Genomic DNA, 12586 nt, shown 5'->3' on the forward strand with positions numbered 1-12586 from the left:
CATGTATTAGGCACGCCGCCAGCGTTCGTCCTGAGCCAGGATCAAACTCTCCATAATAGAAGAAATTGATATGCTCAATTCTTGCTGGCATCATTTAAGATGTCAATTTCGAATCCGAAGATTCGTTTTGTTCTTTTCACCGACGAGGTCGGCTCCAGAACTTTATTTGTTGACGTTTTGCTGTTCAGTTTTCAAGGTTCATTTAGTAGTTGTCCTGTTAAACAGGAACTTTACTAATATAACATCTATCGTCTTTTGAGTCAAGTGTTATTTTTAAAAATTAATTGGAGCGGGTGAAGGGAATCGAACCCTCATCATCAGCTTGGAAGGCTGAGGTTTTACCACTAAACTACACCCGCGTATTATATTATAGTATGGCGCGCCCGGCAGGAGTCGAACCCACAACCTTCTGATCCGTAGTCAGACGCTCTATCCAATTGAGCTACGGGCGCTCATTGTTTAAATAGAAGTTGGTGCGGTAAAGAGGACTTGAACCTCCACGGGGAAACCCCCACTAGGCCCTCAACCTAGCGCGTCTGCCATTCCGCCACTACCGCGTTTTCTGCGACATAGTTTATTATACAACTTATATTTAATATGTCAATAACTTTTTTTAAAAAGAAAAGTTAAAATGGTGAGCCATGCAGGATTCGAACCTGCGACCCTCTGATTAAAAGTCAGATGCTCTACCAACTGAGCTAATGGCTCGTGCTGTGATAAACGGAATTCTTTTGGTATTAAACCTTTTTGCTTCTCTTGTGTTACCAGGAATGCATTTGGCATTAAAACCTTTTTGCTCTCTTTTCGAAACCAGGAATGCTTTGGGCATTAAAATCTTTTGCTCCTAACACCTACGGTGTTACTCGCAAATCTTTTTAAACGCTTCTCGTTTAAAAAGATTGGCTGGGGTAGCTGGATTCGAACCAACGAATGACGGAGTCAAAGTCCGTTGCCTTACCGCTTGGCTATACCCCAATAATTTAATTAACTATCATGTCGTTCAACCAAGGTACTTATTTCGTTTACCCTTTTTACTATGAACATAAACATGGAAGTTATACATGAAATAATTGGTGACCCCTACGGGATTCGAACCCGTGTTACCGCCGTGAAAGGGCGGTGTCTTAACCGCTTGACCAAGGGGCCGTTTTTTAAAATTTGATAAGGACTTCGAAACTGTTTTGTCCGCGGCGCCTTATCGACTTTTCCTATTATAGACACCTATATCCAATTCGTCAACAGTTTTATCCAAGTTTTTTTAAAAAGAATATTAAACAACCTCGCCAAGCCATGATACTACAGGCTTGGCGAGGTTGTTAATAAGGGATACTTATAATGTTGCCATTGCATCTTCCACATCTATATTTCTTTACATCCATTCTTCTCAAGCGCTTATATTCCAGGCCGCATGATTTACATCTATATAGATGGATCTTTCTTGGTTTACGATTTTCTGTTGCCAACGGTTTGCAATATCTTGGTGAATCTGTTTTCCTTAACAACTCTTTGAAATCGGTGTCGCCGTGGCGATAGCCTTTCCCTTCTTGATGTAGATGGTAATGGCAAAGTTCATGTTTTATGATCCCTATCAATTCATCTGCGTCATATAATTCAAGGACAGTAGGGTTTATCTCAATAGAACCGTCCTGTAATTTATATCTTCCGCCGGTTGTTCGAAGCCTTGGGTTAAAGGAAGAGATGTGCCTAAATGGCTTGCCGAAAAACTCAATTGATAGTTGCTGGACAAGTTGCTGCAGTTCCTGTTGTTTCATTTATCCGTTCACCCCGGCAATTCATTTCCCTGCTGGCGGGATCATCGTCAAGGAGATTCTTCCTTTGTTTTTATCTACACTATCCACCCATACAGTCACAATATCACCTGAAGCGACTACGTCCAATGGATGTTTGACAAATCCTTTTTTTAGTTTTGAAATATGGACAAGTCCATCCTCATGTACACCGATATCAACAAACGCACCGAAGTCGACGACGTTACGGACAGTTCCTTGCATTTCAAGTCCTTCATATAAATCTTTCATGTCGAGGACATCCGCTTTCAATAACGGTTGCGGATATTCGTCACGAGGATCTCGATTCGGACGCTGTAATGTGTCAATGATATCACGCAATGTTACTTCACCAACACCTAATTTTCCGGCCAACTCCTTAACATCCAAACTCGCAAGGGCATCTACGGCCTCTTGTTTTCCAAACATGTTTTTATCTATACCCGCTTCGGCCATCACTTGTTCAGCTACTGAATAACTTTCCGGATGAAGTCCCGTCGAGTCGAAGCGATCCTTCGCTTCGGGTATGCGAAGGAAACCGATTGCCTGTTCATATGTCTTCGCACCAAGACGTGGTACCTTTTTAAGTTGAGTCCGTTTTTCAAAGTGGCCCACTTCTTCACGAGCTTTCACGATGTTTTCCGCAACAGTTTTGGAGAGTCCCGCCACGTATTGCAATAAGGAGGAAGAAGCGGTATTCACGTTCACGCCGACTCGGTTCACTGCTGTTTCGACGACAAATGATAAGGATTCCGAAAGCTTTTTCCTCGCTACATCATGTTGGTACTGTCCTACTCCAATCGACTCCGGGTCGATTTTAACAAGCTCAGACAACGGATCTTGCAACCTTCTGGCGATTGAAACAGCACTTCTTTGTTCCACCTGTAGATCAGGGAATTCCTCACGGGCTTGGGCTGATGCAGAATACACACTCGCCCCCGCTTCATTGACAATGACATATGAAACTAACCCTGCGTATTCCCTAATGCAGTCGGCTATGAACTTTTCGGTTTCCCTTGAGGCGGTGCCATTCCCAATTGCAATTATCGGGATATTATATTTCTTAAGTAACGCTAAAATTGTTTTCTTGGAGCCTTCTTTATCTGGCTTTGGCTGGTGAGGATAAATGACTGATACCTCAAGCATTTTTCCTGTTTCATCGATGACTGCAAGTTTACATCCTGTACGGAAGGCAGGGTCGACACCTAAAACCATTCTTCCTTTTAACGGAGGTTGTAATAGTAGGCTTTTAAGATTTTCCGAGAATACATGGATTGCTTGGGCTTCCGCTTTTTCCGTTAAAGCTGTTCTAATTTCCCGCTCAACCGAAGGAGCGATTAGACGTTTGAAGGCATCCTCAGTTGCTTCAATAACTTGTACGGCTGATGGTGAATGTTGTTTTTTGATCAACGCTCGTTCAAGGTTAGTTATGATCCGTTCTGTCGGGAAAGAGACACTGACCCGAAGCACTTCCTCCTTCTCTCCCCGGTTTAAGGCAAGTACACGGTGCGGAACAACTTTTTTCAGTGGCTCTTCGTATTCATAATACATTTCATAGACACTACGGTCGTCCTCGGCCCCTTTTTTCAATGCCGAAACGATTTGTCCGTCAGACCAGGTAAGTTTCCGCACACTTTCGCGAAGGGCTGCGTCGTCCGCAATTCTTTCCGCAATAATATCACGCGCCCCCGCCAATGCTTCTTCGACAGATGCGACATTCTTCTCTTCATCCACAAATGGTACAGCAAGATCCTCAGGTTTTTCCTGACTGAATTTCATTAGGCTGTCCGCAAGTGGTTCAAGCCCACTTTCAATCGCGATCATCGCTCTTGTCCGCCGCTTTTGTTTATACGGCCTGTACAAATCTTCCACACGTTGAAGGACAGTAGCCTTTTCTATTTCTTTTCTAAGATCATCATTCAATTTCCCTTGTTCTTCTATTAAACGGATGACTTCCTCTTTACGTTGCTCAAGACCTTTTTCATAATGATAAGCATCTTCTATTGCTTTGATTTGCACTTCATCGAGGGAGCCGGTCGCTTCTTTCCGATAACGCGCAATGAAAGGGACCGTATTGCCTTCGTCAAGTAGTGAGATGACATTGGATGTTTGCTTTGCGTTTAAGCCCGCTCTTTTTGCAGTTGCTTCTATAATAGTGTTCGTCATTCATTTCCACCCTTTCTTCATTGTTTACAGTTTACCATTTTTCAGCCTTATCTACTCCAACCGAGCTGGAAAAATGAACAAAAGAAAAAACCTGCGCCATTATTGAAGCAGGCTACAGGCTATAAAGGTCGCGTCGTCACCGGAAGTGCCAGCGGCCGAGTCTTTGACAAGGTTATACAATTCCAAAGCATTCGAACTACTTTTCATAGTTGCTTTCGGACTCTTCAACAATACCCCATCTGAATGAAGGAAGAAGAGGTCCCCAATGCTATATTTGTATTTTTGACTATTCATCTTTTGAGGTTTTCCCGAAAGAAATCCACTGACTGGCAATGGATAAATCATCTGTTCCCTACCGTGCAATATATAAAGGCGAACGTTGCCTATGCAACTGTACTCAATGGTACCTTCAGCAAAATTCACCCTGACTATTGCAACCGCCGCACCACGTTTCTGTATCATTAGTTCATTGCAACGATTCATAAGATCGTCAAGCGATTCATGGTGATAGTGCTCAAGGGTTTTAGGTATGACCTCGGCAGATTGCCTCGCAACTACTCCATTTCCCAACCCATCTGCGATTGCGCAGATGAAGTAGTCCTTTTCCGAATGGATGAAATACATATCCCCGGATTCGATATTTCCATGTTTCGCAGCATTATAGATATAGGCCTCGACATATTCATTTTTGAAAACCTTCACTACGAAGCACCGCCAGCAGCCAATATGGCCTCTTGCAATTTTTTTATTGCTTTTCTTTGCAGTCTTGAAACATGCATCTGAGAAATACCAAGGCGTTCTCCAGCCTCTTTTTGGCTTAGCTGTTCAATGTATGTGTACTGAATGATCTGCCTTTCACGTTCAGACAATACACTTAGTGCATTTGCCACGACAAGTCTATGATCCGTTCTCTCAAAACCGTCATCAGATTCGCCAATAATGTCAAATAATGTTACTGTGCCGCCTTCAGAATCGGCTTCAAGCGTATGATCCATCGAAAGCGCTTGATAGCTTCTTCCCATTTCCATCGCTTCGAGTACTATTTCTTCATCCGTTTCGAGGTATTCCGCTATTTCACTCACAAGTGGAGAACGTTGCATCTCAGTTGTTAACGTTTCTACCGCAGCCTTAATCTTCGGGCCAAGTTCTTTTATACGCCTTGGCACGTGGACAGCCCATGTCTTGTCACGCAAGAACCGTTTGATTTCCCCTACGATTGTTGGTACGGCAAAAGCTTCAAAACTACGGCCCAATTCCGGATCATATCGCCTAATCGCACCTAAGAGTCCAAGCATGCCAACTTGCACGATATCTTCGTGATATGGTTTTCCGTTTGAATACTTTCGTGCGATGGAATGAACGAGTCGTTCGTAATGAAGGACAAGGTTCGTCTGTGCTTCATCATCATTCGTTTCTTGGTATTGCCTAATCCACTCCAGAACTTTCTCTTTCGTATCTGGCTTATGAGTTGGCTGATCGTTTGACATCTTCTTCGCCCCGCTCTCTGCCGAGATATTTAGTCATAAAGACCGTCACGCCCTCCTCATGATGAATTTTAACTTCATCCATAAGCGTCTCCATTAAATAAAGTCCTAGTCCCCCCTCACGCTGGAACCGTTCTTCTGAAGCGGCGCTATATGGCCCGATATGTTTTTTGGTTTCTTCAAAATCGAAACTTGACCCGTGATCTGCAATCATGATTTCCAACCGTTCTTCATACATAGCGCATCCGACAACAATTTCCCCGTCTCCACTGCCACCGTAAGCATGTTGGACTGCATTCGTAATCGCTTCACTGGAAGCAATCTTCAAATCTTCGATGTCATCGTATGTAAATCCAAGACGGCTTGCGATTCCAGAGATCATTAGCCGTGCGACGCCAACATATTGGGCTTTGGCGGGAATTTTGATTTCTATATAATCATATTGTGCCATCATTGTCCTCACTTTCCATCATCTCAGTATCGATAATTTCACTCAATCCGGTAATCTCGAAAAGTCGGTTCAACCGCCTGTTCAAACCGGTAATTTTCACGTGGCCTCCTTTGGCCGTGACCGCCTTATAAAATCCGACAAACACGCCAAGTCCCGTACTATCCATATATTCTACTTCCGATAAATCAAGTTCTGCCTTAAGTCCTGGCATGCCTTGCACAGTTGAAAGTCTTTCCTTCAGGACAGGTGCTGTAAATGCGTCTATTTCACCGACCACCTTGAAATATTGAACACTGTTGTCTTCTAGAATATTAACTTGTAAATTCATTTCTACACCCCGACTCTCTTATTTCATAGTAAATAAATTACTAACTTATTTAATACCCCCATATTCAAGAACTAAACCTATTTTAGTTCTTTTTGAAGATAACAATTGTGAAGTCGTCGCTCAGTTTATAGTTTTGAATTTCCGCAAGGCTTTTGTAAACATATTCAGCAATTTCCCTTGCAGATTTATCTTTCACTTCAACAAGGAGATTTTGAATTGTTTTCATCTCGACGAAGCCTTCTTCTGTTCTCGATTCAGTTACACCATCCGTCATCATCACGATGAAATCACCTTGTTGCATAGAAACCGACCGCTCTTCATAAGCCGAATCCACCTTGACGCCTAAGAGTAACCCTTTCGCATCCAATTCCGAAAAAGTCTCTGTATCACTATTGAAATGCCACGCTGGCTCATGACCCGCGGATGCATAAGAAAAGATTCGTTCTTTTGAATCGTATTTTCCATAGAACATAGATATGAACATTGAATCATCTACGCTTTTCTCTACAATGCGATTGATAATGGACAACGCATTTCCGGGACTTGAATTTTCACCCGGCAAGCCGTCCATTCCGAATTTGATCATCGACATGCAAAGTGCTGCGGGAATACCCTTCCCCATAACATCAGCCACCGCTACGCTCGATTCATGCTCACGATTCAGGAAATGGACGTAATCCCCGTTCATCTGTCTGGCTGGCTCCGAAATCCAACCGACATCTAATCCCTCGACAATAGGGCTTTCGGTTTTCAAAAGGGTATTTTGTACTTTTGTAGCAACATTCATTTCCATTTGAATGACTTCTTGTTTTCGGATTAAACTTTGACGTTCACGCAATGTAAATCCATAATGGATCATCATTTCGATAAGAAAGTCCAGGGAATCCCATACTTCATCTTGCAATTCAGGATGAAGTTCAAGAAGCGCTGATTTATGGATGCTAATGACATCTTCAGGCGCTATTTCCTTTTCGATAAAACGCCTACTGAATTGTTGTCCTACATAAAGGTCCTCTTCACTATGGCTTTCCAAATACTTTTTCAAAATCTCTTTGTACTGCCTTCCAACTACCTGTGGCATTCCCTATCACCTCCTTAGTGGAGCCATTTAGTTGCCGTTACTGTAGTACCACTTCCAAGTTCGGAAATGACTTTGAATTCATCCATTAGTCTTTTGACTCCTGGCATCCCCGCACCTAACCCTCCCGATGTCGAGTATCCATCTTCCATCACTTTTCGTAAATCAGGGATTCCCGGACCATCATCGGATGCTAAGACTTTAATGCCACATACCTCACCATCCGTCACCCTTTCAATCTCGATTTTCCCTTTTCCAGCGTATAGATAAATGTTCCTTGCCAATTCGCTAATTGCGGTTGTAATTCGGGCTTGGTCAACTGTGCCAAACCCCACTTTCTTTGCTTCGTTTCTCCCCAACTGCCTTGCAGCAACAATATCCCATTCCGTGATTATTTCTACAGAAGACCTATTCATTTTCAGGCCTCCAATTCTTTATTAAGTTTATCCAACCCGTTTTCTAAATCCAATGCTGTCATTACATTATTTAAACGAATCCCTAATTCTATCAATGTAATGGCAACTGCAGGTTGAATCCCTGTAATTACGACCTTTGCGCCCATTAAACCAGTCATATTGATAACATCCCCCAATACTTTCGCAATAAAGGAATCAATGAAATCTATTGGCGTCAAATCTATTACTACACCGAGGGCCGCGGTTTCATGCATTTTATTCAATAAATCCTCTTGGAATTGAATTGCCGTCTGATCGTCCAATTCCCATTGGATTGACACGATAAGAACTTCATTTAACTTCAAAATTGGAATACGTGTTTTCATTAGTTTTCCACCTCCACGATTCTCCGATTCGTGAGACCTAAGGCTGCTTGCATTCCCTTCTGCAAAGTACTCTTCGTTGTGAATTCATTTAGGTTGATGCCAAGTGCTACGATTGTCTGCGCTATTTCAGGACGAATACCAACAAGCATACATTTCGCTCCAACTAAACGAACTGCATCCGCCGCCTGAATGATATGATGCGCTACCATCGTATCCACGACGGGCACTCCAGTAATATCAAGCAGCACAACTTCTGCCCGTTGGTCGACGACACCTTCTAGAAGATTTTCCATTATTAATTTAGCCCGTTCAGTATCAATCGTTCCGACAAGTGGCATAACTGATATCTTATCAAATACCGGTATTAAAGAAGCCGATAGTTCCTGCAACGCTATTTTCTGTAAGCTAACCGTTCTCTCCCATTCAGTAGAATACGCATCTATAATGCTTTCTCTTAGTGGGTTAATCCAGTTTTTGAATAGTTGATTGAAAGACTTGAAGTTTGCATCATTAATAACTTCCTTTTCTTCAAGTAATTCAAATACGATATCCGAAAAATTATCGATTGCCTTGTTCACGAACTTAATCGCCCATCCGAATCGTACGACTTTCTCAGTGAAATCATTAATTTTTTCAGCATTGGCTGCATGTGATTCATCTATATTCGAAGTCATCAATTCCGCAAATTCTCTGCTTGTCTTTTCGATAAGATGGTCGGGCATGAAGTGGAAAAATCGTTCTCCCTTTTCTTCCTTCATCACTTTTATCCAGCGTTCAATGATTTCGTCCATGTTTTGACGGATGCCTTCTACGGTAATTTTGTTCATATCCTTGCAAGCCTCCCAGACTAATTAAAAATGCCTTTTCCCTATTGTACAGAAAAATGTGGCGATAGGCATTTATTTGCTTTGCAATATATGCATCTAAGAACCCCAATTACCGATGTAGAGGAAAATAAAAAACACTCCGGATTACAAGAATCCAGAGTGTTTTCTTATATGTATTCTAAAACTTGACCAATCCAAAACTTATTTCAAGTGCTTCATCAACCTGCTCCATCACGATTTCGTCCAAATGGGTGATCTTATCCGTGAGCCTTGACTTGTCGATTGTGCGGACTTGTTCGAGCAGGATGACAGAATCCCGCTCGAATCCATAACGTTCCGCTTTAATCTCTACATGTGTCGGCAATTTTGCTTTCTGGATTTGCGCAGTAATCGCTGCAACAATCACTGTGGGGCTGAACCGGTTGCCAATGTCATTCTGGATGACAAGCACCGGTCTCGTCCCTCCCTGTTCGGAACCTACGACGGGTGACAGGTCTGCAAAAAAGACGTCTCCACGTTTTATTGCCAACTTTTCATCCTCCGCTTACGAGACGTTCCATCGTACGCTGGGCTTCGAGTTCCGCATGCAAGCATTCTTTGGCGATTCTTAAGTTGATTTGCGACATTTCAACGTAGCCGACCATCATCGCTTCCCGGATTGTATCCGCCTCACGATCAGTCACATACCGCTTTGTTGAAACATAAACGAATTCTCCACGCTCCGGCTGCTGATGAACGGCCGTATGTTCATTTTCATTTATATTCCTTCTCGGAACTTTTATGATTTTGACGTTTTTTTCTCGCACTACTAGCACCTCCGACAGACCCCGTTCCCTCGATCGATTCTATTCAAGTCTATCTTACCATTGAAGTTCGACAATGAGAAGACAAAGTAGGCTTTTTACTGACAAGAATCTTCAAATAATGTGGTCATTTGTCGAAAGCCGGAACAGTATTATCTTATCCATGCGAGGAATGATATATTCTCGGAACACGTCTTGCAATTGTAACTGCGATTTCGTAGGGAATCGTCCCAAGACGATCCGCCCATTCTTCCATTTGTATTTCTTCATTGCCCTCGCGACCGATCAATGTCACTTTTTCTCCAACTGGTAGTTCGCGTGGTAGTTTCACCATGCACTGATCCATGCAAATTGAGCCAACAATCGGCATCCTTTCACCGGCAATGAGAATTTCCTGATTTCGGAGTCCGCGTTTTAGTCCATCCGCATATCCGATTGGCAGAGTTCCAATCCATTCGCTCTGTTCCGTTTCATACGTCCCGCCATATCCGACTCCACTGCCCTTTTCAAGCAACTTCACATAAGCAAGCTCCGTTTGCAAAGTGAAAGCCCTTTTCAACTGGAAAGGTAATTTCGTTTCTACATACCGAGATGGTGGAATGCCGTACATGCTAATGCCAAATCGCACAGCATCGAGCGCATATTCCGGATACAACAAGGCAGCTGCGCTATTTGACGCATGAACAAGCCTTGGTCTTTCCGGAAATGCAGCCACCAAATCCATAAACCGCTTGAATTGTATTTCCGACTTTTTGGGATCCTCTTCATCCGCACAAGCAAAATGAGTAAAGGCCCCCTCAAGACTAAAAGCAGATGTGCCCTGAATCACGTCTACAATATCGTTTAGGGATTTTTCATCCCTAAGCCCAATTCTACCCATTCCAGTGTCAATTTTAACATGCACTTTTAAGGAAAAACCTGAACCTATTTTCGGAACAGCCTGACGCAGCCATTCAGCATCTGAAACCGTAATATGAATTCCAAGTGCAGCTGCTTTTTCAGCTACAACTACGGGTGAGGGCCCCATTACAAGTATATCCGCGGTTATTCCGCAATCCCTCAGATGAACAGCTTCTTCCAGCGTAGCAACCGCTAACATTATAGAACCGGCCTCAATTGCTGTACGAGCCACTTCTAACACACCGTGGCCATAGCCGTCCGCTTTCACGACGGCTATGACCGATGTGCTGTTTGGTAAATACTGTCTAAGATTCTTAATATTATCCCTGATTGCCTGTAAATCGACGATTGCCTTTGTTGGACGGTAATTTTCCATAGTGTCCCCTCGATTATAGGTTAATGTTTCTATCTATTATCAATCTAGGGGGGTACCTCCGTCAATTAAACTTATTTGCTATTTTCCGGATGCATAGATGAAGCAACTGTTATGAGTTCATCCGGTGTTAATGTGGAGGATGCTACGAAAAACGCGACTCCATCTTGCTCCCAACGGATCGAGTTTTCCGTTAATGCAGCAATTGCAAACCCAAGGTCCACAGGGTCCCCTTCGACCGACACCGCCACGAGATCGTTTGGAGGAGAAGCCGGCTCTTGGACAACAACAAATTCCTTATCCCCACCGCCATATGTCATGAAAGTTCTCGTACCATTTTCAACCTCTACTGATTCCTCTTCAAGAACAGTTCCATTCCAGTCAAGATTTGGATAATACTTCATGCCTGTTTGACCATTTTCGGTCGACTGAGGCTTTTTATCAGATTTGATTTCTTCCATGTCTACATGATAGTCTGACGCTTTGTGCTCAACACCAAGCGTTATCTTTTTAAATGTTACACGGATTTTTTCATCCTTGTTTTCGTCCATTACAGATACGAATTTCGGAAGCAAGGTTTTCTTATCAATGTGAATCTGTTGAACCGGAAGTACTTTCTTATGATTATTTCTTGAAGCTGTTTCGAATATATACGTCTTATCCTTTTCTTCCATCGTGGCGTTCTTATCCGCATTTATGTCATCGGATAATGTGCCGATTAAATACGGCATGCTGTTTTGTGTTGGCCAATCGCTTTGGAATTTATATGTTTTCCCAAGGGATGGCGTAATAACGAATACCCCTTCTTCATTCCTGACGATCATTTGTGATTCTGTGCTACCCGCTTGCGTAACATTGACTTTGTAAAAATCAGGCTTGGAATGCCAAACTACAACATCATAAACCCGTGGCTCCGACCCTGTCTTGATTTCCATTGTTGCTTCCAACTCGTATCCTTTTGCCTCGTTCCATTTACTGCCTAACTTTTTCATGACATCCTCTTTCGATGGCGATCCACATGCTGCAAGAAGTACCATGACTGCAACTAACATTAAAACAAAAATTCGGCTGCGCATTCAGTTCATCCTTTCTCATTTCAATCGGGTAGGTCATCTTATGAGAGTGGACAGTCATTTATGCGAGCTTGTTCAATTTGTATTTATACTTTCAATAAAATTACTTGTGCAGCTGCTACTGATCGCGTATGTGTTATTGATACAAATCCCGTTACTTCAATATCTTTGAAGTATAAAACAGGTTTTCCGGAAGGGGCCGGTAAAATTTCAATCTGTTCAAATCGGCAATCTTTACCGATTCCCGTGCCTCGTGCTTTGGCAAATGCTTCCTTTGCCGCAAATCGCCCTGCCAAAAACTCGGTTCGCCGCCCCGACGACGGAAGTGCTTCATATACTTCTTGTTCCCGATTGGACAGGATTCGTATGCGGAATTTATCCGACGACTCATTTAAGCGGGTTATTCGATCCAATTCCACGATATCCAAACCGATTCCTTCTATCAACTTTATATCCCCTTTCGATGTGCATTGTTGGTACTTAAGACTTCTTATCCGATTGCAAACTATGTATAATGAATTCAAAGGTAAGGTGA

At 42.8% G+C, this 12586-nt stretch carries 15 protein-coding genes and 6 tRNA genes; all 21 read right to left on the reverse strand.

The window, feature by feature from the left end; translation table 11 throughout:
• Positions 1-285: 285 nt before the first annotated feature.
• The 21 genes from ACFPZG_RS13850 to acpS all read right to left on the reverse strand — a co-directional run bounded on the left by ACFPZG_RS13850 (position 286) and on the right by acpS (position 12497).
• Positions 286-359 (reverse strand) — tRNA-Gly (locus ACFPZG_RS13850).
• A gap of 16 nt (positions 360-375) precedes the next feature.
• Positions 376-452, reverse strand: a tRNA-Arg gene (locus ACFPZG_RS13855).
• A 19-nt stretch (positions 453-471) separates the two neighbouring features.
• A tRNA-Leu gene (locus ACFPZG_RS13860) sits at positions 472-557 on the reverse strand.
• 75 nt (positions 558-632) lie between these two features.
• A tRNA-Lys gene (locus tag ACFPZG_RS13865) sits at positions 633-708 on the reverse strand.
• Between the two features lie 192 nt (positions 709-900).
• Positions 901-975, reverse strand: a tRNA-Gln gene (locus tag ACFPZG_RS13870).
• Between the two features lie 96 nt (positions 976-1071).
• A tRNA-Glu gene (locus ACFPZG_RS13875) sits at positions 1072-1146 on the reverse strand.
• A 170-nt stretch (positions 1147-1316) separates the two neighbouring features.
• On the reverse strand, positions 1317-1772 hold the full coding sequence (locus ACFPZG_RS13880) for a SprT family protein (protein ID WP_283733834.1): 456 nt from the start codon (positions 1770-1772) through the stop codon (positions 1317-1319).
• 21 nt (positions 1773-1793) lie between these two features.
• Positions 1794-3953 (reverse strand): Tex family protein, encoded by a 2160-nt coding sequence (locus ACFPZG_RS13885; protein ID WP_317941100.1) that lies wholly within the window; start codon positions 3951-3953, stop codon positions 1794-1796.
• A 99-nt stretch (positions 3954-4052) separates the two neighbouring features.
• Positions 4053-4655 (reverse strand): PP2C family serine/threonine-protein phosphatase, encoded by a 603-nt coding sequence (locus ACFPZG_RS13890; protein ID WP_283733833.1) that lies wholly within the window; start codon positions 4653-4655, stop codon positions 4053-4055.
• Positions 4655-5440 (reverse strand): RNA polymerase sigma factor SigB, encoded by a 786-nt coding sequence (gene sigB, locus ACFPZG_RS13895; RefSeq protein ID WP_317941097.1) that lies wholly within the window; start codon positions 5438-5440, stop codon positions 4655-4657. The genes ACFPZG_RS13890 and sigB overlap by 1 nt, the downstream gene beginning before the upstream one ends.
• Positions 5415-5888: an anti-sigma B factor RsbW gene (gene rsbW, locus ACFPZG_RS13900; RefSeq protein ID WP_317941095.1), complete on the reverse strand. Its 474-nt coding sequence runs from the start codon at positions 5886-5888 to the stop codon at positions 5415-5417. Before rsbW ends, sigB begins: the two co-directional genes overlap by 26 nt.
• Entirely contained in the window at positions 5875-6216 is a 342-nt protein-coding gene (locus tag ACFPZG_RS13905; RefSeq protein ID WP_317941094.1) for an STAS domain-containing protein, read from the reverse strand. The genes rsbW and ACFPZG_RS13905 overlap by 14 nt, the downstream gene beginning before the upstream one ends.
• 82 nt (positions 6217-6298) lie before the next feature.
• Positions 6299-7297, reverse strand: coding sequence for a PP2C family protein-serine/threonine phosphatase (locus ACFPZG_RS13910; protein WP_283733831.1), 999 nt, complete (start codon positions 7295-7297; stop codon positions 6299-6301).
• A gap of 14 nt (positions 7298-7311) precedes the next feature.
• A complete protein-coding gene (locus tag ACFPZG_RS13915; protein WP_283733830.1) occupies positions 7312-7710 on the reverse strand; it encodes an anti-sigma regulatory factor in 399 nt (132 codons plus the stop codon).
• A 2-nt stretch (positions 7711-7712) separates the two neighbouring features.
• A complete protein-coding gene (locus ACFPZG_RS13920) occupies positions 7713-8075 on the reverse strand; it encodes an STAS domain-containing protein (protein WP_317941092.1) in 363 nt (120 codons plus the stop codon).
• Complete coding sequence (locus tag ACFPZG_RS13925; protein ID WP_283733829.1) at positions 8075-8902, reverse strand: RsbT co-antagonist protein RsbRA; 828 nt, start codon at positions 8900-8902, stop codon at positions 8075-8077. Before ACFPZG_RS13925 ends, ACFPZG_RS13920 begins: the two co-directional genes overlap by 1 nt.
• Positions 8903-9080: 178 nt before the next feature.
• Positions 9081-9431 carry a type II toxin-antitoxin system PemK/MazF family toxin gene (locus ACFPZG_RS13930; RefSeq protein ID WP_283733828.1) on the reverse strand — a complete coding sequence of 117 codons (351 nt, stop codon included), beginning with the start codon at positions 9429-9431 and terminating at the stop codon, positions 9081-9083.
• A gap of 4 nt (positions 9432-9435) precedes the next feature.
• Positions 9436-9708: a transcriptional regulator gene (locus tag ACFPZG_RS13935; RefSeq protein ID WP_283733827.1), complete on the reverse strand. Its 273-nt coding sequence runs from the start codon at positions 9706-9708 to the stop codon at positions 9436-9438.
• Between the two features lie 154 nt (positions 9709-9862).
• Complete coding sequence (gene alr / locus ACFPZG_RS13940) at positions 9863-10981, reverse strand: alanine racemase (protein WP_317941090.1); 1119 nt, start codon at positions 10979-10981, stop codon at positions 9863-9865.
• Between the two features lie 71 nt (positions 10982-11052).
• Positions 11053-12054, reverse strand: a complete 1002-nt coding sequence (locus ACFPZG_RS13945) for a LolA family protein (RefSeq protein WP_283733826.1) — start codon at positions 12052-12054, stop codon at positions 11053-11055.
• Between the two features lie 83 nt (positions 12055-12137).
• Positions 12138-12497: a holo-ACP synthase gene (gene acpS, locus ACFPZG_RS13950; RefSeq protein ID WP_317941089.1), complete on the reverse strand. Its 360-nt coding sequence runs from the start codon at positions 12495-12497 to the stop codon at positions 12138-12140.
• Positions 12498-12586 lie beyond the last annotated feature (89 nt).

Source organism: Sporosarcina thermotolerans, from assembly GCF_042658975.1.
Classification (GTDB): Bacteria; Bacillota; Bacilli; order Bacillales_A; family Planococcaceae; genus Sporosarcina; species Sporosarcina thermotolerans.

Bases quoted from the DNA above. Each gene is read 5' to 3' on its own strand.
- ACFPZG_RS13880 (WP_283733834.1), bottom strand. From the start codon at position 1,772: ATGAAACAACAGGAACTGCAGCAACTTGTCCAGCAACTATCAATTGAG.
- ACFPZG_RS13885 (WP_317941100.1), bottom strand. From the start codon at position 3,953: ATGACGAACACTATTATAGAAGCAACTGCAAAAAGAGCGGGCTTAAAC.
- sigB (WP_317941097.1), bottom strand. From the start codon at position 5,440: ATGTCAAACGATCAGCCAACTCATAAGCCAGATACGAAAGAGAAAGTT.
- rsbW (WP_317941095.1), bottom strand. From the start codon at position 5,888: ATGGCACAATATGATTATATAGAAATCAAAATTCCCGCCAAAGCCCAA.
- ACFPZG_RS13905 (WP_317941094.1), bottom strand. From the start codon at position 6,216: ATGAATTTACAAGTTAATATTCTAGAAGACAACAGTGTTCAATATTTC.
- ACFPZG_RS13910 (WP_283733831.1), bottom strand. From the start codon at position 7,297: ATGCCACAGGTAGTTGGAAGGCAGTACAAAGAGATTTTGAAAAAGTAT.
- ACFPZG_RS13915 (WP_283733830.1), bottom strand. From the start codon at position 7,710: ATGAATAGGTCTTCTGTAGAAATAATCACGGAATGGGATATTGTTGCT.
- ACFPZG_RS13920 (WP_317941092.1), bottom strand. From the start codon at position 8,075: ATGAAAACACGTATTCCAATTTTGAAGTTAAATGAAGTTCTTATCGTG.
- ACFPZG_RS13925 (WP_283733829.1), bottom strand. From the start codon at position 8,902: ATGAACAAAATTACCGTAGAAGGCATCCGTCAAAACATGGACGAAATC.
- alr (WP_317941090.1), bottom strand. From the start codon at position 10,981: ATGGAAAATTACCGTCCAACAAAGGCAATCGTCGATTTACAGGCAATC.
- ACFPZG_RS13945 (WP_283733826.1), bottom strand. From the start codon at position 12,054: ATGCGCAGCCGAATTTTTGTTTTAATGTTAGTTGCAGTCATGGTACTT.